The sequence below is a fragment of the Furfurilactobacillus curtus genome, assembly GCF_045862785.1.
Classification (GTDB): domain Bacteria; phylum Bacillota; class Bacilli; order Lactobacillales; family Lactobacillaceae; genus Furfurilactobacillus; species Furfurilactobacillus curtus.
Map to the genome: position 1 here is coordinate 293271 of NZ_BQXO01000001.1, position 21207 is coordinate 314477.

The 21207-nt window shown below is 43.8% G+C and carries 20 protein-coding genes; 14 read left to right on the plus strand and 6 right to left on the minus strand.

The window, feature by feature from the left end; genetic code table 11:
* Positions 1 to 5 precede the first annotated feature (5 nt).
* From ACKTR2_RS01610 to ACKTR2_RS01640, 7 genes are all read left to right on the plus strand, one after another.
* On the plus strand, positions 6 to 377 hold the full coding sequence (locus tag ACKTR2_RS01610; protein WP_407882284.1) for an EbsA family protein: 372 nt from the start codon (positions 6 to 8) through the stop codon (positions 375 to 377).
* Positions 378 to 457: 80 nt separating this feature from the next.
* Positions 458 to 2122, plus strand: coding sequence for a formate--tetrahydrofolate ligase (locus ACKTR2_RS01615; protein ID WP_407882285.1), 1665 nt, complete (start codon positions 458 to 460; stop codon positions 2120 to 2122).
* 69 nt (positions 2123 to 2191) lie between these two features.
* Complete coding sequence (lspA, locus tag ACKTR2_RS01620; RefSeq protein WP_407882286.1) at positions 2192 to 2680, plus strand: signal peptidase II; 489 nt, start codon at positions 2192 to 2194, stop codon at positions 2678 to 2680.
* A 10-nt stretch (positions 2681 to 2690) separates the two neighbouring features.
* Positions 2691 to 3644 carry an RluA family pseudouridine synthase gene (locus tag ACKTR2_RS01625; protein ID WP_407882287.1) on the plus strand — a complete coding sequence of 318 codons (954 nt, stop codon included), beginning with the start codon at positions 2691 to 2693 and terminating at the stop codon, positions 3642 to 3644.
* A gap of 21 nt (positions 3645 to 3665) precedes the next feature.
* A complete protein-coding gene (gene pyrR / locus ACKTR2_RS01630) occupies positions 3666 to 4199 on the plus strand; it encodes a bifunctional pyr operon transcriptional regulator/uracil phosphoribosyltransferase PyrR (protein WP_407882288.1) in 534 nt (177 codons plus the stop codon).
* A gap of 31 nt (positions 4200 to 4230) precedes the next feature.
* The gene (locus ACKTR2_RS01635) at positions 4231 to 5310 is read left to right on the plus strand and encodes a carbamoyl phosphate synthase small subunit (RefSeq protein WP_407882289.1); all 1080 of its coding nucleotides are present in this window, start codon (positions 4231 to 4233) and stop codon (positions 5308 to 5310) included.
* Positions 5310 to 7898, plus strand: a complete 2589-nt coding sequence (locus ACKTR2_RS01640) for a carbamoyl phosphate synthase preATP-grasp domain-containing protein (RefSeq protein WP_407882290.1) — start codon at positions 5310 to 5312, stop codon at positions 7896 to 7898. The genes ACKTR2_RS01635 and ACKTR2_RS01640 overlap by 1 nt, the downstream gene beginning before the upstream one ends.
* 223 nt (positions 7899 to 8121) lie before the next feature.
* Here the strand turns inward: ACKTR2_RS01640 and ACKTR2_RS01645 are convergent, their stop codons facing one another.
* Entirely contained in the window at positions 8122 to 9825 is a 1704-nt protein-coding gene (locus tag ACKTR2_RS01645; protein WP_407882291.1) for an NFACT RNA binding domain-containing protein, read from the minus strand.
* Between the two features lie 169 nt (positions 9826 to 9994).
* Between ACKTR2_RS01645 and ACKTR2_RS01650 the strand changes: the two genes are divergently transcribed.
* From ACKTR2_RS01650 to ACKTR2_RS01660, 3 genes are all read left to right on the plus strand, one after another.
* On the plus strand, positions 9995 to 10420 hold the full coding sequence (locus ACKTR2_RS01650; RefSeq protein WP_407882292.1) for a MarR family winged helix-turn-helix transcriptional regulator: 426 nt from the start codon (positions 9995 to 9997) through the stop codon (positions 10418 to 10420).
* A gap of 47 nt (positions 10421 to 10467) precedes the next feature.
* The gene (locus ACKTR2_RS01655) at positions 10468 to 10692 is read left to right on the plus strand and encodes an alkaline phosphatase family protein (protein WP_407882293.1); all 225 of its coding nucleotides are present in this window, start codon (positions 10468 to 10470) and stop codon (positions 10690 to 10692) included.
* A 378-nt stretch (positions 10693 to 11070) separates the two neighbouring features.
* Positions 11071 to 11952 carry a DegV family protein gene (locus ACKTR2_RS01660; RefSeq protein ID WP_407882294.1) on the plus strand — a complete coding sequence of 294 codons (882 nt, stop codon included), beginning with the start codon at positions 11071 to 11073 and terminating at the stop codon, positions 11950 to 11952.
* Positions 11953 to 12075: 123 nt separating this feature from the next.
* Here the strand turns inward: ACKTR2_RS01660 and ACKTR2_RS01665 are convergent, their stop codons facing one another.
* The 3 genes from ACKTR2_RS01665 to ACKTR2_RS01675 form a co-directional block, all read right to left on the minus strand.
* Entirely contained in the window at positions 12076 to 12930 is an 855-nt protein-coding gene (locus ACKTR2_RS01665) for an NAD(P)-dependent oxidoreductase (protein WP_407882295.1), read from the minus strand.
* 18 nt (positions 12931 to 12948) lie between these two features.
* The gene (gene rbsD / locus ACKTR2_RS01670; protein WP_407882296.1) at positions 12949 to 13344 is read right to left on the minus strand and encodes a D-ribose pyranase; all 396 of its coding nucleotides are present in this window, start codon (positions 13342 to 13344) and stop codon (positions 12949 to 12951) included.
* Between the two features lie 207 nt (positions 13345 to 13551).
* Entirely contained in the window at positions 13552 to 14376 is an 825-nt protein-coding gene (locus ACKTR2_RS01675; protein ID WP_407882297.1) for a histidine phosphatase family protein, read from the minus strand.
* Positions 14377 to 14574: 198 nt separating this feature from the next.
* On the opposite strand from ACKTR2_RS01675, the gene ACKTR2_RS01680 reads away from it, so the two are divergent.
* Entirely contained in the window at positions 14575 to 15444 is an 870-nt protein-coding gene (locus ACKTR2_RS01680; RefSeq protein ID WP_407882298.1) for an aldo/keto reductase, read from the plus strand.
* Positions 15445 to 15459: 15 nt separating this feature from the next.
* Positions 15460 to 15951 carry a DNA-3-methyladenine glycosylase I gene (locus ACKTR2_RS01685; RefSeq protein WP_407882299.1) on the plus strand — a complete coding sequence of 164 codons (492 nt, stop codon included), beginning with the start codon at positions 15460 to 15462 and terminating at the stop codon, positions 15949 to 15951.
* A gap of 49 nt (positions 15952 to 16000) precedes the next feature.
* Here ACKTR2_RS01685 and ACKTR2_RS01690 read toward each other — a convergent pair whose 3' ends face one another.
* A complete protein-coding gene (locus tag ACKTR2_RS01690) occupies positions 16001 to 17686 on the minus strand; it encodes a glycoside hydrolase family 30 protein (protein WP_407882300.1) in 1686 nt (561 codons plus the stop codon).
* A 139-nt stretch (positions 17687 to 17825) separates the two neighbouring features.
* On the opposite strand from ACKTR2_RS01690, the gene ACKTR2_RS01695 reads away from it, so the two are divergent.
* Entirely contained in the window at positions 17826 to 18674 is an 849-nt protein-coding gene (locus tag ACKTR2_RS01695) for an aldo/keto reductase (protein ID WP_407882301.1), read from the plus strand.
* 173 nt (positions 18675 to 18847) lie between these two features.
* Positions 18848 to 19252: a DUF2255 family protein gene (locus tag ACKTR2_RS01700; RefSeq protein WP_407882302.1), complete on the plus strand. Its 405-nt coding sequence runs from the start codon at positions 18848 to 18850 to the stop codon at positions 19250 to 19252.
* A gap of 773 nt (positions 19253 to 20025) precedes the next feature.
* Here the strand turns inward: ACKTR2_RS01700 and ACKTR2_RS01705 are convergent.
* Positions 20026 to 21192 (minus strand): DUF2075 domain-containing protein, encoded by a 1167-nt coding sequence (locus ACKTR2_RS01705; protein WP_407882572.1) that lies wholly within the window; start codon positions 21190 to 21192, stop codon positions 20026 to 20028.
* Positions 21193 to 21207: the final 15 nt, after the last annotated feature.

A 21207-nucleotide genomic window follows, 5' to 3' on the forward strand; every position in this document is an offset into this window, starting at 1 on the left:
AAACCATGAGTCAACAACGATTTTATTATCAACCCAGTGGGTTATCGGCGGTTATCATCTGGTCTTGGGTGGCAATTTTCTTGTTCGGTGGCATTATTTTTCAATATGAAATGGCCAAATTTAATTGGCCGGCCATCATTATTGCCATCATTTTTGTTCTGTTTCTGACATGGCAACTAGTCGGTCGCCAATTATTAATTAACGATGAAACACTGATGGTCCGACGTTTATTGGCGCCGCGAGCTCTAACAGTTAAGCTTAATCAGTTAGAACAAGTTCGAATTTCAGGCCATACATTAACTTTTTATGTTCATGGACGACGCTTTGCCTATCGATTATCTAAACGGGCCTTAGCAAGGCTTTCAGAACAATTGTAGAAAAGCTAATGTTTGGATTGAGTATAGCATTTAACGACTTATGCCAAAAATAGTTTTTATGAATAACTGGGGGATTCGATTTGACACAATTAACTGATATTGAAATTGCACAGCAGACACACTTACAGCAGATTAATGAAATTGCGCAGCGGTCGGGCTTAACTGAAGATGAAATTGAACCTTATGGCCATTTCAAGGCTAAGATTACGTTGCCTCTTACTCAGCCATATCAACCCGGCAAGCTTATTTTAGTCACCTCAATCAATCCTACCCCTGCCGGCGAAGGTAAGACCACGGTCACGATTGGATTAGGAGATGGTTTACGAAAAATTGGAAAAAGGGCCATTTTAGCGTTGCGCGAACCGTCTCTGGGTCCAGTTATGGGCATGAAAGGCGGTGCAACCGGTGGAGGCTACGCGCAGGTCGCACCAATGGAAGATATTAATTTACATTTCAATGGCGATTTTCATGCACTAACGACTGCCAATAACACTTTAGCGGCATTGATTGATAACCACATTCAACAAGGCAATGACTTGCAAATTGATCCGCGACGAATCTCCTTACACCGTGTACTTGACATCAACGATCGGGCACTGCGCAATACGGTCGTCGGAATGGGCGGACCGACGTCAGGAATGCCACGTGAGGACCACTTTGATATTACAGTGGCCAGTGAGTTAATGGCGATTTTATGCTTAGCAACGGACTTACATGACTTAAAAGACCGCATTAATCGGATGGTGATTGCTGAAACATTTGACCGACAACCGATCACTGTTGCCGATCTTCATGTTGGTGGCGCCATTGCGTTGCTTCTGAAGGACGCGATCAAGCCCAACCTAGTACAAACCCTAGAAGGGACTCCGGCAATTATTCATGGAGGACCATTTGCGAATATCGCGCATGGTTGTAATAGTGTCCTTGCCACTAAAACTGCACTTCAGTTAGGTGACTATGCCGTGACCGAAGCCGGTTTTGGCGCTGATTTAGGTGGAGAAAAATTTCTTGATATCAAGGTTCCTGTTTTAGGGCAAGCTCCGAGCGCGATTGTGTTGGTTGCGACTGTGCGGGCTTTAAAACTACACGGCGGGCAAGCATTAGCTGATCTAACCACCCCTGACTTAACAGCCTTAGAAAAGGGATTGGCTAATTTAGGTCAACATATTAAGAGTATGCAGCGTTATCAAATTCCAGTAGTGGTTGCGATTAATGCATTCACATCAGATACACCAGATGAGATTAAGATGATTCAAGAATACTGTCAACGATTTAACGTTCCTGCTGTGGAGGCTGATGAATGGGCGCACGGCGGGGCAGGCACAACAGCCCTGGCCCATGCCGTTGTGCGAGCGGCACAGGAGCCAGTTCACTTCACCCCTTTGATGGCCGCCGATGACGATTTGATGGCTCGCGCGCAAAAAATCGTCACCACAATTTATGGTGGACGAAATGTTGTTTTAGAGCCTCATGCCCAAGCACAATTACGCCGTTTTGCCAAACGCGGCTGGGACAAGTTACCATTATGTATGGCCAAAACGCAGTATTCGCTTTCTGATCAGCCAAAATTGTTAGGCGCACCAACTAATTTTGATATCCATATTCGTGAATTTCAGCCGCGTTTGGGGGCTGGCTTTATGGTTGCACTAACCGGCGCAATTTTAACAATGCCTGGCTTGCCAAAACAGCCCGCTGCCTTAAATATGAGTATCTCAGATGATGGCGTAATTGCTGGAATTTTCTAATTAGCATTTTACGTTAAGCTTGTATTTTCAAAAACCTTGAGAAGGAGCCGTGGAAAACCACGAATCGCCATGTTATTTTATTGGATTTTCATTCTTTTATTAGTTGCTGCAGACCAAACTATTAAGTATTTCATTGCCACACAATTTGCCTTGGGAAGCACGCATGAATTTATTCCGGGCATACTTTCATTAACAAGTCTGCGTAATAACGGGGCGGCTTGGTCCATTTTATCTGGGCGCATTGATATTTTTATCATCATCACTATCGTTGCCGTGGGCGTTTTGATTTATGCCATGTGGCGTTTGTCAACACATCGTCTCTATATGTGGGGGATCAGTCTGATGATGGCCGGAACGTTAGGCAACTTTATCGATCGGTTACGCTTAGGCTATGTCGTCGATATGTTTCAATTCGATTTCTTAAAGGGATTTCCAATCAGTAATTTTGCCGATTGGTGCCTGACGCTAGGCGTGATTTTACTTATTGTCGCCGTCATAACTGACCGAGACGATTCACCGACTGGCCCACGACACGCTGCTGGTCACGGACGACACTAGGGAGGCTTCAATGGCTAAAATCCAAGTAAATGAACCTTTGAAGGGTAACTCATCGGACGAACAATTTTTTATAATTGACGCATCTAGTCAAGGCCATCGTTTCGATAAAACACTTAGCCAGTTGGCAGGTATTACCCGGTCACAAGCACAAATCGCCATTAACGACCAGCAGGCTTTAGTCAATGATCAGCCACAAAAAAATCTATACGAAGTTTCAATTGGCGATCGAATCACTTATCAACCGGCCGCAGTGATACCAATTGCGTTAGTACCTGAACCGATCGACTTAGATATCGTCTATGAAGATGACGACGTTCTAGTGGTTAACAAACCTCAGGGAATGGTTGTTCATCCGGCTCCAGGTCATCCAGATCATACACTGGTCAATGCATTGCTCGCACATTCACCCCTATCAACCATTAATGGTAGTTTGCGACCTGGCATTGTGCACCGAATCGATAAGGACACGTCAGGCTTATTAATGGTTGCTAAGAATGATGTTGCTCAGCAAAGCCTAACCGCTCAATTGAAGGCTAAAACAAATGAACGACAATATGTGGCGTTAGTTCACGGAGTTATCAAGGAACACGAAGGCACGATTGATGCGCCTATTGGCCGGTCGCCAAAGGATCGCAAAAAAATGGCTGTGGTGAAAGACGGTCGTCATGCGATTACTCATTTTAAAGTGTTAAAACGGTATCCGAAATTCACGTTAGTCAATTGCCGCCTTGAAACGGGGCGTACGCATCAGATTAGGGTGCACATGGCCTACATTGGTCATCCACTGGCAGGGGACCCACTTTACGGACCTAAGAAAACCTTACCAGGACAAGGCCAGTATTTGACCGCACAGACGCTTGGCTTTAGGCAACCACGAACGGGGGAACTTTTGCGCTTTGAAATTCCACTACCAACGTGGTTTACTCAAATGTTAGATCAACTAGACGCACAGACACAGTCATAATTAATAGTGGAGGCTCCAAATATGTCAAAAGAGGTTGTTGATGCAATGGCAATGCAACGCGCGTTAACGCGGATCACTTACGAAATTATTGAACGAAATCGTGGAATTGGAAATCTAGTTTTAATCGGTGTTAAAACCCGCGGCGTGTTTTTAGCTCAGCGCATTGCATCGCGGTTGCATCAACTGGAGAATACCGTCGTTCCTGTTGGAGAGTTAGACGTTAGTGGTTATCGTGACGACATTCATCATAAGGAACCAGCGACGAAAAGCGCAATCACGAATTTAAATACGCCGATTACTGATAAAAAAGTTGTTCTAGTTGACGATGTGTTATACACCGGACGGACAATTCGAGCGGCCTTGGATGCCATCATGGATTTAGGCCGTCCTAATAGCATTAATTTAGCCGTGTTAGTTGATCGCGGCCATCGTGAACTACCAATTCGGGCTGATTTTGTTGGCAAAAATATTCCGACGGCTCAAAATGAGCATATCCGAGTTGCGGTGGATGAGATTGACGGAAAAGATAGCATTGAGATTGTCACCAACGATTAGGACTTAAGCAAGGTGAGAAAGGACTGAGAAGATGGCAGAACGCTACTTAATTCTCTCAGACGGTACCGCTTATAAGGGTCAGGCTTTCGGTTCACCTGCAACAACTAGTGGCAACATTGTTTTTAACACGAGTGTTACTGGTTACCAAGAATTGCTGACCGATCCAATTTATCATAATCAAATCATTGTCTTTACGACACCAACAATCGGCGCCGTGGGAGTTAACCACGAAAGTTATGAATCGATCTTACCGACGACTAAAGGGGTTATTGTAAGGGAAGTTGCTAATGTTTCAACTAATCGCCAGCGATCGCTAAGTTTGGATCAATTTTTACGCGTGCATAATATCCCTGGTATTTCGGGGATTGATACGCGCCAGCTGGTCCGAAAACTTCGTCGTAATCCTGGACTTAATGCCAGTATTGTAGACGTGGCAGACGAGCACGCCTTTGATCAACTTAATGCGACAGTGCTGACTAATCAGCAGGTCGCTCAGGTCGCTACACCTCGTCCGTATGCTAATCCGGGCATGGGACACAATATTGTTGTGATCGATTTTGGTTTAAAGAGTGGTATTTTAAGAGAACTCGCTGTCCGCTCTGCTAACGTGACCGTCGTTCCATTTACCAGTAGCGCTGAGGATATTCTTAATTTGGATCCGGATGGGGTGGTGCTATCGAGCGGTCCTGGCGATCCACGAGATTTGTCAACTGACATTTTGACTACGATTCAACAATTACAAACGCGGGTCCCATTGTTAGGAATTGGACTTGGTCATGAATTATTTGCTTTAGCTAATGATGCGGAAATTATGCGGTTACCTGTTGCGCATCAGGGCATGAACCATCCTATTCGCGAAATCATCACTAATCAAATTATGTATGCGGCCCAGGCAGAGGAATTTGGGGTTGATCGGGAAAGTATCGATCGAAACCAATTGTTGATTACGCATATTGACCTGATTGATGGTTCAATTCAAGGATTGCGGCATCGAGATTATCCCGCATTCTCAGTCCAATTTTTCCCAGATGCTGCGCCGGGGCCATGGGAGACTACGCAAGTCTTTGATGACTTCATTGAGTTAACTGGAATTCGAGGTGATCGATTCTAATGACAGAATCCACGCAGACAGATACATCACAAACCAGCGCACAGCAAACAGCATTTAATGAAGCCGCGCGCACTGCCGAAATCAAAACAAATACCCATCAACGAATTCTTATTTTAGGCGACGGCCCCAATGGGTTCGGTCATGAAAGTGAGCTTGACGCAGCCACGTATCAGACTTTACTTGTTCTCAAACGACGCGGTCTTGATGCGGTCTATTTGAATAACAATCCTTATTCATTTTCGATGGATAATGCGTGTGGCGCCACGGTAATTGCGGGTGATCCAAGTGATCCAGCGGTGGTTCGGCAAGTGATTGAGAGTGAAAACATCACCACCTTGTTGGTCACTGTGGGTGGTTTAACCGCCATGCGAACGGTGGAGGAATTAATTGCCCATGACTATTTGGATGACAAACAGATTAATGTACTGGGCACGCCCTTAACCACTGTACGGCTCATTAATAATCCTTCTTTGATGAATCAAGCATTACGCGATCTCGGTGAACCAGTTATTCAATCGCAGGTGGCCAGTGATACCTCGGCTGCTTTTGATTTCGCGCGACAGGTCGGATTTCCAGTAATTGTTAAATCAGTCGCTCCTAAAGGTGAAGGGGATCGTGTTCTCGCTGAGACGGCAGATCAGCTTGATGGCGCCTTAACGGCTGCTTTTGACCGATCACGAACGAAACAAGTCATTATTGATCAAAGTATTGTCGGACTAAAAGAAGTGTCATTTGAAATAATGCGCGATATTCGCGGCACAGAATTATTACTTGGCGCTACTGAGGATATGGATCCGGTTGGCATTCATGCAGCCGATTCCATCGAGCTGACGCCCATTCAAACACTGACCGATCGCGAGTATCAAAAGTTACGGCAGGCTGCTTTCCGTGTCGCCCGTCAGTTGCATATTGTCGGCGTTCTTCATGTTCAATTTGCGCTCGATCCAGGGGCTGATCGTTACTTCATCATGAAGGTCAATCCGTACTATGATCGCGTTTCAGCCCTACTAGCAAGGGCTAGTGGTTATCCAATTGCGCAAGTTGCCGCCAATGTTATGACTGGGGTGCCATTACCGGAGGTGAAGTTACCTACCGGATTTGCTAAACGGACGGCTTTAATTGAGCCAGTTTTGGACCATATTGTGGTGCGGTTTCCGATTTTTGCTTTTGATGAAGCGGAACGCCATGGGGTTAGCGTGGATCGTCAATTAACGACGGTGCAAAAATCAGTTGGCACGACCCTTGGCATCGGACGTTCTGTGGAAGAAGCTTTAATCAAGGCAATGCGTGGCGCACATTATCACGATCGTGATTTTGCTTTTGACGCCTTAGCAAAACTGTCAGATAATGATTTAATCCAGCAACTGATTCATCCCCTGGACAATCGGATCATGCTTTTATTAGAAGCCATTCGTCGTGGTTATCAGTCTGATGAGTTGGCTGAGTTGACTCAGATTAATGAATTTTATTTTAATAAGTTGCGCCATATTTATGAACTAGAAATTGACGTCGCCGCTCATCCTCATGATAACCATTGGTTAGCTCAGGCCAAGTATTACGGATTTAGTGATGGTCTGATCGCGCAGTTGTGGCACACGCATACTGATGCGATTATGAACGCGGCTCAAGCAGCTGGAATTCAAGCAACCTTTAAGACTGTTGAGCCAACAGCCGGTGAGTTTTCTGAAGCAGTGCCAGCGTTTTATTCGACCTATGAGTTAGAAAACGAAAGTTCACCCTTATCAGACCAATCGGCACTTGTTGTAACGACTGGACCCTTTCGATTAGGAGATGGTGCGGCTGGCGACTATGTTATGAGCACGGTTATAAGTGAATTGCACCAGCAAGGAATTAAAACAATTGTGGTTAATAATAATCCGAATGCAATTAGTCTTATCCCACAGTTAGCGGACAAGCAGTATCTCGAACCACAAGAAATTTCCGACATCATGACATTAGTTGAATTAGAACGACCTCAGTGGATCTTTGTTCCTGGCAACCGGCTAAAGTTGATTGGCGCTTTGCGCTTACATCATGAAAATGTTGGCGTGATCAATAAAGATAAGGCTCTCAATCCGGTTCAGGATGGGGCACACTTCTTATCTCGAGTTGTCTATCATTCGAATAAAATTGGTGTCAATGATCCGCAAGAAGTCGGTCAATTAGCTTACGATCAGCCAATTCACACACTTAAGGCCCAACCACAAGGTATTCCTGGTATTGCGGCCGAGCCAGGCGCAATGCGGCATTCGGGTTTCTATAGTACCTTGTTCTCAGCATTTAGTGGTCACTCGCGTATGATTACCACAGCATTGCCGTTTACTGAATTAGCCTTATTAAACAAAGGGACGGGAATCAATTGGATTCGCTTATTAGTCCGCGCATTGATTAATAAAACCACCAGTGCTGACCGCACGCACTTGAGTCAAGGAGCATTCAAAACACTCACGGCTGGGGACATTTCAATGACTGATTTACCGACTGATATTGATATGCGCTGGCGTCCCAGTCTACCACTTACTAGTCCACAATTTAGACTAGGGGCTAAACTCGTCATCGCTTTTCCAGGCGAGTTACACATGACTTGATTTCGTTAAAATCAGAATCAATGAAGTTTAGGGAGTCTCTCAGTGAATTAATCAGTGAATTAAAAAGGACACCCATACCTAAATGAATCTAATAAAAAGCAGGTCCAAACGCAAACTTTGCGCAATTTTGGACCTGCTTTTTGTCGAGCTACGCCAACCTAATCTAGACCATTAGTAAAACGGTTAGCTTAGCTCTACTTCTTAAACAGATGAAAAAAATCTGTTAACCTCTAAGTTGATCAACGATGTGTTCGTCTGGGGTGACAAATAGGGTTCGTTGTCCCTCATAGATGACAAATCCAGGTTTGGCACCATTGGGTTTTCGGATCTTTTTGACGGGCACGTAGTCTACTGGCACACTCGCCGAAGCGCGGGCTTTAGAAAAGTAAGCGGCTAACAAAGCAGCTTCGGTCAGTGTCTGTTCCTGAGGGTTGGCCTGATGGATGATGACGTGAGAGCCGGGCAGGTTCTTGACATGAAGCCAAATGTCATTTTTGTTGGCCGTGTGGAGGGTTAACTTATCATTTTGCAGATTGTTTTTACCCACTGAAATCAAGGTGCCATCGCTAGCATGAAATTGTTCCGGTTGGCTAATCTGCAACCGCGGTTTCTTGCGACTCTTAGTCTTAGGTAACCGAATGTAGCCTTGTTGCTGCAATTCAAGGCGAATTTCGTTAATATCCTTAGGATTAGCTAATTCAATTTGGGCCTGAATGTTTGCTAGATAGTTGATTTCGGCTTCAGTTTTTGCCAATTGTTCATTCACGTAGGCAACGGCATTCTTCAATTTCTGATAGCGATTAAAATATTTTTGAGCATTTTGCGAAGGTCCAATCTGATTTGAAAGAGTGATTTTTAAGGGATGGTTATCATCATAAAAGTTGGGTAATTCAATTTCTTTCATGCCACGGGTAACCTGTCCCAGATAAGTCGTTAATAACTCACCTTTAATTCGATATTCATCAGCGTGATCCGATTCAGCCAATGTTTCTTGTAATTTTTTCAATTTTGTTCGATTTTTCTTCAACTCATTGCGAACAATATGAATTAAATTTCCTGCCTGTTCATTAACCCGTTCTCGCTCAGCTCGATCTTGATAAAAAAAGTCTAACAATTGACTCAAACTGGGAAATGTCTGCGAACGGACAGTGGAATCATGAATTGCAATCGCACTGAAAGCTGTTTTCCCCGCAGCGTTTTCCGTCAAGGTCGGAACGGGTTGATCAAATTGACTAAAGAAAGCATGAAAATTTTCCCCGACCGATTGCGAATTGTTGTGCAACGCTCGTGCTAATAATAATGCTGTGTCATGTGCTAAGCCTTGAAAGGTCATCTGTAGTTGTTTAGCCAATACTTCAGCTGCTGGGAAATCATGAACTAAGGCTTCGATATTGGTAGCACTGACAAAAGGATTAATCATATTTTGTGCAGGCGGTGCTTGATAAGTTGCGCCCGGTAGCAATGGTCGTACTCGATTTTGATCGGGATTGACATGCTTAATCAGATCTAAAATTCGCTGATCACCAAGGTCTAACAAAAAGAGATTACTATGCCGTCCCATCATTTCAAGAACTAAGCTGATCCGTTGACGGTCGCCTAATTCATTACGTGTATTGAAGTTCAAGCGGACAATTCGATCATTATCCACTTGAACCAATTCAGCCAAAATCGCGCCATCCAGATACTTACGTAACATCATCGTGAAATTGGTTGGGGTTGCTGGATTAGCATAAGGAATTTCAGTGATTTGAATGCGGGCATAACTAGGATGGGCGGATAGTAGTAATGGATAATTTTTCGATTGGCTACGAACAGTTAGCATTACTTCATTTGGGTAGGGCTGTGAGATTTTGGCGACCCTGCCGCCAGTTAATTGCTTACTCAGTTCATGGACCATTGCATGTGTAAAAGTGCCATCAAATGACATGCCTATATCTCCTTTTAAGACGTTCGTATATAACTCAATGATAACCATTATAGGCGTCGATAAATAGCAACGCAAAACAAAGAATTGTTAACCGTCACTTGTAAAATGCAATTTTGTTATTGTATAATGCAATACAGATTAAGAAAATATTATGATTGCAGGTGACCACATGAAACCAAGCTTGTCAGCGCTCCAAGATAGTGAAAAAATTCATCGGACTCAATTATTGGCGATTACCAAAATGCAGCAACTAACCATCGCTGAATGGCAGTTATTAGCTAACCTAGATCAAGGTTATACAACTCAAGAGCAGCTCGCTTCCGCCACCGAACTCGATACCTCAACGCTTAGTCGTCAACTTAAGAGTTTAGGTAACAAAGAAATGATTGACAAAGAAGCGACTGGTCGTGATCATCGCCAACTGATTTACTCAGTTACACCAGCTGGTAATGCAGCTTTGACTGCGATCAACACAGCCGCTGAGAAACTGACTGAGCAAGTGTTTGACAAATGGACAGACGAGGAAAAAAATTTGCTTCAAATCTTGCTTAATCGCTTAGAAACGAGCCTGTCTCGTTTATCTCAAATTGAGTAAAGTTTTGACCATTTCTTTATGGACGGAGAAGTGCGAGGACACGGCGATTGGTCGTCATCCCCTTAGACGCCATGGGGGCCGCTGATTTACGAGACCATTTGCATGAATTGCCACAGCTGACTCAATTAGTTGCTACCGGCACGTATGTCAAAAAAGTCAGTAGGATTTACCCGACGTTAACGTACCGTCACATCGTCACATACAACGATTGTCGCTGGAATGTGGTCTTAGGCATCATGGCATCGTTAATAACACCAACCGCTAACCCCTAAGGCGGGGGACTCTTTGTTTACGGCATACTAGGCATGAGCGGTTTCCATAAAATGACTAAATCAATCGCATTTATAAAGCCAGAGTGCAGCTGGATTTTTTTATGACTGAACCAACTCTGGTTACGGTAACATCGTAGTGGCTGCGGTGTTGCCGATTTTTTAAACATATCACGACTTTAGACGGCTTGACGCATATTTTTCATTGCGCAACTCGTTGGTCGTTCACAGATGGGGGCGGGCTCGCTGTCACTTCTGTTTTTAATTGATCTGGTTTGTCTTTGGCTCCTGACCACACAAAAGGGTGAGCAACGGTAGTTACTATTTTTTAGGTGTGGTAGAATTGACGAATACTTTTCGAAAAAGAAGGTCGACGACGTTATGAAGATTGCCGTGGTTACAGATAGTACTTGTTATCTGTCCCAAACTGAAATTGAAGATAACAACATACATGTCATTCCCATTCCGTTTGTTGTAGATGGGAAGACTTTCAACGAAGGCGTTGATATTTCCACGGAAGGGTTTTACCAATTACTACGAGAATCTAAATCATTTCCTAGTACATCGCAACCCCCGTTAGGCTCAATGATTGAGTTGTATAATCATTTAGCCGATGAAGGATATGACACGGTCATCAGTATTCACTTGGCTAGTACAATTTCAGGATTTGTTGGTTCCTTACAGGGCGTCGCTGCTGAAGTCGCAGATCGGATTCATGTGATTCCGTATGATTCACAAATTACGGTTCGCCTGATGGGCTATTTGGTTCTTGCCGCAGCCCGCATGGTACAATCCGGGGCTGACCCTGATGAAATTATTCACCAACTAGACAAAATTCGGGCAACAATGGGGGAATACTTTGTTGTCGATGATCTGCAAAACCTCGTCCGTGGTGGTCGGTTATCCAACGCCTCGGCCTTTATTGGCTCCGTTTTAAAAATCAAACCATTGTTAACTTTTGATGATCAAACACATGAAATCGTGGCCTTTGAAAAAGTTCGCTCAACTAAAAAGGCTTTGGCGCGCGTAGAGACGCTCTTTTCAGAAGCTCAAGCGCAGGTTGATTACCCACTACGAGGAATCGTGATTCATGCGAACGATCCTGTTGCTGGTCAAACATGGCGGGATAAATTATCGAAGCAATTCCCGTCAATGCCATTTGATTTGAGTTATTTTGGCCCAGTCGTCGGTGCTCATTTAGGTGAAAAAGCCTTAGCTTTGGCTTGGATGATTGATATTGATCAGATGGATCAATTGAAATAAAGCTATTAGATTATTTTCAAGCAAAGGACCTTATTCTCTCACATTGAGCGGATAAGGTCCTTTTTGAAGCGCTTTTAGTTTAAAACAGCTTTATTACGAAATTTAATCTATCAGCTAAAATTATTATTGTCTAAATTGAGGTAATTTCGTATCCGTCGTCGTAATGTCAATAAAACGAGCTTCCTGAGGGTCATCGTTAACTGCCTTTCGTAGACGATTACGAGCGGCCTCTGCTAACGGTAATTTGAGTAAGGATTCAGTTGCTGCCAATAATTCATCCACATCCGCCACTGAATCTTTCAGCGGCCGCGGATTTGTTTGATCTAACGCACGAATTACTACTGGTTTTAAGGGACCTACTTGGAGTAAATCAAGTACAGTTTCATAGTCAATTCCGTAAGCGTCGGCTAAATCCAGCGTTTCACGGATTCCGGCTTCGGCCGCCATAATTCCCACATTAGTAATCAATTTGAGCTTGGCGCCATTTCCTAAAGCGCCTGTATATTTAACATTTCCCAGCAAACTTAAGATAGGTGAAACGACTTCAAATGCCTTGGTTGGTCCAGCAGCAATTAAATTAAGCTGGGCTTCACGAGCATATCGCACTCCACCAATCATTGGAACATCTAATAATTTGGTCGTCGTTGGCATTGCTTGGTTAATGGTGAAAATTTTTTCTGGATCAAGGGTTGAGGTGACGATCAAAATACTGTCTGGTTGCAAATATTTGATAATACCTGGCGTATGGTCATTTCCAAGATGTAATGCTAAGACATCATCGGACATAACTGAGGTAATGATCACTTGTGAAGCTTTAACGACATTTTCTAAGGAGCTTCCTACGGCAATACGATCACTTTCAATTGCCGCCATTTTGTCAGGATCTCGATCCCAGATTGTCACAGTGTGGCCAGCCTCAGCTAAGTGTGGCACCATTTGACTGCCCATATCGCCAATACCAATAAATGAAATATTCATATCAATCAACTTCCTCTCTTAATTAAACGGGCCGCTTTCTAAGATAATGTTGGAAAAGGGGGTCATTTCTCCCGTTCGAATGACTGCCGATACTTGTCCAAGCCGTTGCTTAAGCACATCGTGCGGAATAAAAACAATCGGGATTGTCGGCAATAAATGCTTAATCGTGTCTAACTGATCTGGGTTAGCCGTTTTAATTTCTTCTGCGACATAAACACGGTCAACAGACAACTCAGTTAAAACATTTTGCAAAACTTCGCTAAAGGTGGGGACTTGTCTAGCAATGGCGACATCAATTTTAGTAACTTGTTTTGGGATTGACAATCCAGCATCACCCACGACTAACCAATCGGTATATCCGAGTTCAGCAATTGCCTTAGCAATCTGACTATTAATGACTGGGGTGCGCTTCACATTGATTACCTCCTCACATGATTATATAAACCTAAATCACCATAATTATCATATAAATTCACCTCTTTGATTGCTATTTTTAGTAATTGTGAATTAAGCTTTGACCATCAAAATGACGTAAATTAAAAATGTGTTGGGGTACCTTAAGATCGATACACCAACACATTTTGCACGGTTTCATTTAATGTCGTAATTATTTGAATGCAACTAATGATTCATTTTGGCACCTTGATTAACATAGCTTAGTGTCCCAATCGGGCCAGTAACTTGTAGTTTACCGTGTTTATAGATCAATTTAGTCACGGCGGCATTTTTCAATGGTTTGCCATCATATTTTGAGCTCATCGTCGATAAATATTCATTGATTGACATGCCTGAACTCACAACCAATACGTTACCACCACCATTCTTAGCAGTGGTTTTAGCGATATGATTCAACTCGGTTGTCATCCGCTGTTGCACTGCTTTTGCGCTTTCAGCACGGTCCGCAGCCGCTAGCTTAGTCTGTTGACTATTTTCAACATCTAGCTTGTGATAAGCATCTTGCAGTTTATTCCAGTAATCTTTACCCGTTTTTTTCATAAATTCATCACCAGTCTGGTAACCATCGACTTGGGCAATCTTATTATTATCCGCGGCAATGGGGTCGCCTTCAAAGCTACCATAGCCACCTTCACGTAAATCCTTATTTTGTGTCACATGAACTTTTTTATTGCCAGAATATCGTAATACTTCTTGCGCAGTAACTGTTTGGCGCGTTAAATTACCTGCATAAGCCGCCTTGAAATCAGTATGTTTTAACCCACGTCCCAAGTTGTCTGCCACCTTCACGCCGTTCTTAGTTAATGGAAAATCACTCCAGCCTTGAACACGCATCATTACATTGGCGGTTGTCTCACCATGGCGTGTGAGATAAATCGTAACAGGTTTGCTACTAGCTAAAATTGACTGCGGCCGATATGTTCCCACCGCAAAGGTTAGACCGGCAGTAATGGTAGCCAACAAAAGCGTAAAGCGTTGTTTAAATGACATTTGAACACCCCTCAAATATGTTTTTTAGAAACCGCTTACTCATATCCTATCAGAGATTTTTCAATCAGAACCAATGATTAGAGAGTTCTCTAAAAGAACGCGACTTCCTATCATTATTTGCTAATCCGTCCAGTTTGAAATGCTCAAGCCGACAGGTCATAATGAGGTTATCAGTCATATTTACTTCTGGAGGTTAAAATGATGCAGCCAATGACGACAACTGTTTCATTAATCAACGATGTCAAGATGCCACAACTGGGCGTCGGCGTTTTCCAAGTTACCGATCAAAAATTAGCTTACCAAACAGTAACCACTGCTTTAAAAAACGGGTATCGGCATATCGATACGGCCAGCTACTATGGCAATGAAGCGGCCGTAGGACAGGCGATTGGTACCAGCAATCTTCCGCGAGCCGACCTATTCATTACCTCAAAGTTGTGGAACAATGTCCGGGGCTACGATGAAACCATTCAACAGTTTCAAACAACGTTAACCACAATGGGATTGGACTATTTAGATCTATATCTTATTCACTGGCCAGCACCAGGTTATGAAAGCGCTTGGCGGGCCATGGAAGATCTGTACCATGATGGGCAGATCCGGGCAATCGGCGTGGCAAACTTTGAACCGGCTCATATTGAACACCTGATGAGCACAGCCAATGTGCCACCAATGGTCGATCAAATTGAAACTCATCCATATTTTCAACAAACTGAATTGCACGATTATTTAAAAATAAATCAGATTGTCCACGAAGCTTGGAGTCCATTAGGTGGGGGAAAGAGTCATGAGTTACAAGATCCGGTGATCCAACGTATGGCAACCGAACATCAAGTGACACCGGCCCAAGTAATTTTGCGATGGCAGTTGCAACGAGGTGTAGTTATCATTCCTAAATCGGTTCATGAAAAGCGGTTAATTGAAAATCTTAATTTGGCAGGCTTTTCATTAACGACGGCAGACATGACCAAATTGGCAGAATTAGATCGCGGCGAGCGGATCGGCCCTGATCCTTTTGATCAAGCATTTTTGCAACGATCGAGTCAATATGCGGATTGGCGTCACTAGCTGAGGGGAACGAAAATGACCATTAACGTAGGTGTTGAAGATTATCAGGAACACTTTGGTCAGCCCACGCATGACGATCAACGACTATTTGAACTACTGACGGTCGGCGTCTTTCAAGTCGGACTTAGTTGGCGAGTAGCCGCAGGCAAGCTACCGGTGTATCGTCGAGATTTCGCTGGTATGCAAATTCCACAAGTGGCTGCTTTAGACGAGCCGGATATTGAACGAATTTCTGCCGATCCAGAAATGATTCGGAATCCACGAAAAATTCGCGCCGTTATCCAAAATGCTAGGGCGATTCGAACCATTCAAGAAAGTGGCACAACATTTGCCGATTATATGTGGGGCTTTGTCAACTTGATGCCAGTAATAACAGACGATTCGACGCTGACGCATTCACGATTTGCCAGTTTAGTTGCTAAACAAATGAAGCAACAAGGTTTTACTTTCGTTGGCCCAACGGTGACGCACATGTTCATGAAAGCAGCGGGGATCATCCAATCATGAGCATGAAATATGAGATTTTTGATTGATGTTTAACCTCACCGCAGTGCTTCTACAGCGGGAGTGACCAGACCTGCCACAATGGCAGTAGGGGTAAAATCCAATGACTCCATACGTGTTTCAAACCATTAAACACTGGGGCCGTCTTTAACGCTGGTGGGGTAGAAATCGTCGTTTGTTGGTCAACGGCCGGTAGACTAATGGCATTAAAAGACTGTGGTGTCAAACGAACTTGGTAGGCTTGATGACCAGATACAACTGTAATTTGCTCAACGTGGCGGTGGCGGTTATTGATCAGGAGCCGAACGCTATGATCTGGTTGTTGAATTGCTGTTTGATCAATGCCAGTAACATTACTGCGGCTCTTGACACTCACCGTACCTGGTTGAACATCGCGACTGACGCGTTTTAAAATATAATAACTGGGGTTAATCACGACTCGTTCATGTGAAGTGCCAGGATGCAACACATTAATCGGTGCACTGCAGGGATTAGTGACCTTATGGGTTGGACCACCGGCGCCGTTTAAAACAAGATTCCAATCTAGATAACCAGTTACGTCATGATTGAAATCGTTAATAATGTCGTAACTGTATCGGGCAGCAGGCGTCCAGCTATGTAGCCAAATGCCACGTTCTTGAGTCGCTTCTGTCGCCATAATCTGCTGCGTTGGTTCCTGTCGATGAAAAGTAGTTAAATTGGTAAAATTATCGTCCCAGGCGGGCTGCTTGAATAAGTTGCCCAAGGCCATCTGGGGGTCAAGATTCGCGGCATACCAATGGATGCCAATTCCGGTAACGTATTTTTTCACGCCTGGGTGACGATAAAACGCCGTCGTCCACTGATTAAAGCCCATCATTACCGGTTCAGTCTGATCACTGCGAACATAATCCCATACGATTATTCTGGTAGGTAAACCGGCTTGTCGCAACTTGGGACCAAGATCATGAGTGATAAAGGATGCCGCCTGATCTGGAGACCAGGTCATTGACTCCCAAGCTGAACTCGCCTGTAGTTCGTTTTGCAGCGATAGTGTCTCGATATTAATCCCATGAGCACGTTGATTTTGCAAATATTTGACTAAATACGCGGCATAAACCGTCTTCATCGCGGGTTTTAGCTGATTATTGACCAAAAAATTTTGTCCGGCCCGACGTTGACTCACTTTCATCCAAGCAGGCGGTGCCCAAGGGGCCGCTGATAAAGCTAGGTGCGGTTGAATCGCTTGAATCTGTTGTAGCATGGGCCGGACATTGCGATTTTCTGCTTTCATTGAAAAATGACGCAAGCTTGGATCTGACTGTTTGGACTCATAATCGTAACTAAATGTTGAAAAATCACAGGAGCCGATCGTTAAGCGAACATTGGTATAGTGGGCACCGGTTGAACTAAAATAAGCATGTAAAATTTGTCGACGATGCGACGGCGTAGCTTGACGCAATACAGCGGCTGCGCTATCTGTTAACGCGCCACCAACGCCAGTCATGCACTGACGTCGCTGATTAGGCAAGACCTGGATATAGCGTGTGTTGGCGGGGAGTTGCCTCATTGAGGTGCCATGAACTTGATGAATGCGATCATGTTGACCAGCTTGGTTGGTCGTTCTCATGAAGGTGGTCAAGTTGGCCGATTTTAAGGGAGCGCTTTTTAAACCGTGGGGTCGGGCAAGACCTAATACAGCAATTGTTGTTACCACCAATAGTCCGATCATTGTGGCTAGCCAAGGTCGTTTATTCAAGGTGTTCATCTCCTAATCAGTTTTGATATTAGCCAGCATTGCTGGAAATAACTAAGTTTAACTCAGTTTTTAGTCCTTTGTTCGGCACTTAAACTATGGTTTTTGATGCAGTCGTTAATTTACGAAAGGGGTTCATTTTATGAAAACTGTCAGGATTAATGGCAAACAATTGCCATCGATTGGGCTTGGAACCTGGCATATGGGAGACCAAATTGGGCAACGTCCACAAGAACTTGCAGCATTACAGGCGGGAATTTCCGCCGGTGCTAGCGTCATTGACACCGCAGAAATGTACGGTAACGGACGTTCAGAAAAATTGGTTGGTGAATCCATTAGCAACATGCAACGAGACAGTTTGTATTTAATCTCTAAAGTCTTGCCAGAAAATGCTAGTGCAAAACGACTGCCGCAACGGCTAGATCGCTCGTTAATGGCGTTAGGCACTGATTACCTAGATTTATATTTGTTACATTGGCGCGGAACGATTCCATTGTCCGAAACCGTTCAGGCCTTAGAGGATGCCAAACAGGCGGGGAAGATTCGTGGTTGGGGCGTCTCTAATTTTGACGTTGCCGATCTTCAAGAATTACTGTCAGTCCCACATGGTGAAAACGTCAGCGCTAACGAAGTCCTGTTCAACTTACAAAATCGTGGACCGTTGTTTGACCTGTTACCGTGGCAACAGCAGCATCAGCTGCCGCTAATTGCGTACTCACCGATCGCTCAAGGGGATCAATTGGGTGGACAATTACGGCAAAACAAAATCTTACAGACAATTGCACTCGCGCACCAGACATCCGTGTTTACCATCATGTTGGCATGGGTGGTCGATCACCAGCAAGTTTTGGCCATTCCGCAAACAAGCCAACGCCAGCACGCTTTGGTTAATGTAGCCGCTGGAAAAATTCAGCTAACGGATCAAGAACGCCGACAATTAGCGGCTGCCTTTCCAACGCCGACTCGCAAAGAACCCCTGGCAGTATTGTAGTGGGTCATTTAATTGCATAATTATTAATCATGACTTTAGTTTAACAGGCGCAGTAAACAATTGGGGGACTTTGTTTATTGGCAGTTTGAAATCAGTCAACTATACTGAATATGGCTACTGGAACTGGATTAAGCAACCAACAATTAATTAATGCACAAACGGAGGCAATAACTATGGCAGACAAGCATTGGACAACCACGCAGTTAGAAGCATTCAAATCACTAGATGATTTTCATGTCGCACCATTCCACGAAGACATGAAAACCACTGGCACACCAACCTATATTTGGTCAGTTGTCGTGGACGACGGTCTTTATATCCGAGCTGGCTACGGACAAAAATCACGATGGTTTGCCGCAGCTAAACAGCAGCAAGCTGGCAAAATTGAACTCGGTGGTCAAACTTATACAGTCAACTTTCGGTGGATCCCTGAAACTGATGACGAAACCTTAATGACCAATATTGATCAAGCTTATCAAGACAAGTATGGAGCCAAGGATCAAACCTCGACCAACATCATGATTGCTAAAGAACCTGATGGGCCGCGAACGACGACGGTGCAAATTTTGCCAGCTTAAAAGAATAACGCCTTACGATTCACGCGAGGGCCACTTGCAAGCCAGTGTGGATCGTTTTTGTGTCGTTATAGTCACATGACAACTTTGTTCGTGATGAGCACTGCTATTGCGCAATAGTTGATTTTCTCGAACGGAGAACCGAGTTGGTTAACGATTAACCATTTAAAGACAGACAAAAAGGGGTGAATCACACGCGTTTAAATTTGATACACAAAATTTATGTTAGTCTAGTTTACATAATATATATTATGCTAAGTTGTATCTTAGCCTGATTAAACGGCTCTCTAGAAACTCAATCTTTAAAAAGCCGTTTACTGAAGTTGTTCCGTGTTAGTACGGATACTTCAGTAAATGGCTTTTTTTAATCGTGTTCAATTTCTCTTTATCAGTTTAAAATGCTGATAAATCTCGTCATCAAGATTAGGCTCAAAAACTGCTCAAAAACTATCGAGGCTCAATTCTGGCTAACTTTAACTCAGTCGTTATTAACCAGCTAAATCCATGAATATTCACAGTCGTCTGTAGATTGACAATTTGAATCGAAAATAAACATTAGTAATAATGGCTGCCATTGGCTCAATAGCTGTTTCAACGGGACGATCAATAACTTTGGTAAAGTAGTCTCACGGAAGTTTGCAGCTGAAAGCCTAAGTTCTGGCTAAATTTACGTCTTAAAGCCGGCAGCACGATGGCTAAAGCTTATCCATAACACTAGCGTTAACTTGCTTTTCTATTCTTACTTAATTATTACTTAACCCTGTTTGTCGATTTACTTATGCTTTCTTTGACAGCGTCGCTAAACGTGCTCGCAGTTCGTCATCATAAGCAGTCAAATACAAACCGTACTTGCCCCGTTTCATCAATACATTGAGAACATTTGCAATAAACATTTTGTATTGTTGCTGGGTAAATTTCATATCAGGTCGTTTCTTGAAGATCTCTTTATGTGAGTATTTATCTGGCAAAATGGTCATCGTATCTGTCTTTTGATCATAGCCAAAAGATGGACCAATAATCATGCCAACATAGTTTAGATCAAACCCCTGTAACGTATAAATCGTCCCCACTTGGTTGATCGAATATTCCCGCTTCGCCCAATGTGTTCGCTGTGGGTCCCATTCATCCCATGGTAGTGAAAAAGAGTCCATTTCGACATTATGGCGGCCATCAATCCGTGGGAAGCCAGAGGTTGCTACCATCCGGCTCATGCCGGCCGCCTTGTTTTTTGCCTTAATTGCTTCAAACATAGCACCAGCGGTTTCGAAAAATTGATAGTCAAATGGAGGTTGTTCTGGAAACGGGCGTAATGGCCGTTGAGCGGTTAAATCATCGATCCACTTGACCTGCGCAGCAGTAGCAACCATCCGATATTGAAAAGTCATATCGAATTGTTTGAAAGGATGCTGCCCAATTGTCTTGAACAAGAGTTCTTTGGACCAATACATTTTTGATTGAAATACTTGGTCAAAATCATAAACGACCACCACGACCTTGGCTAAACTAATCAGATCGGTAAGCTGGTTTTGCCCGCGGTAGTGCGCATATGGTTCGGACTTTGAATACAACAAATGAGCTTCGTCCACAAAAACCACGTCATAGTGTTGGTGCTGCTTTTGCGCTTCATTAATTAACGACGTTGGCCGTCGAATATCGCGTAAATTGACTCCCGGGATACCAGCACCTAACTCACGATAAGCTTTGTAGAGCTCCGGATGATTGACCACCAGCGCACTCTTATAACGTTTGTCAGCGAGATACTGCTTCACCAAGTCCATTAAGACAACGGACTTCCCTGTCCCAGCTGCCCCTTGGATAACAGCAACCGCATGGTCAGATCCAGCCAAAGACTGGCCAATATAGGTGTTTATCGCTTTAATCATGCGCTGTTGGTCATTAGAAAGATCGGAAATTAAAAATTGTTCAGCCAAAATTTCGTTCATTTCGTTCATATGAAA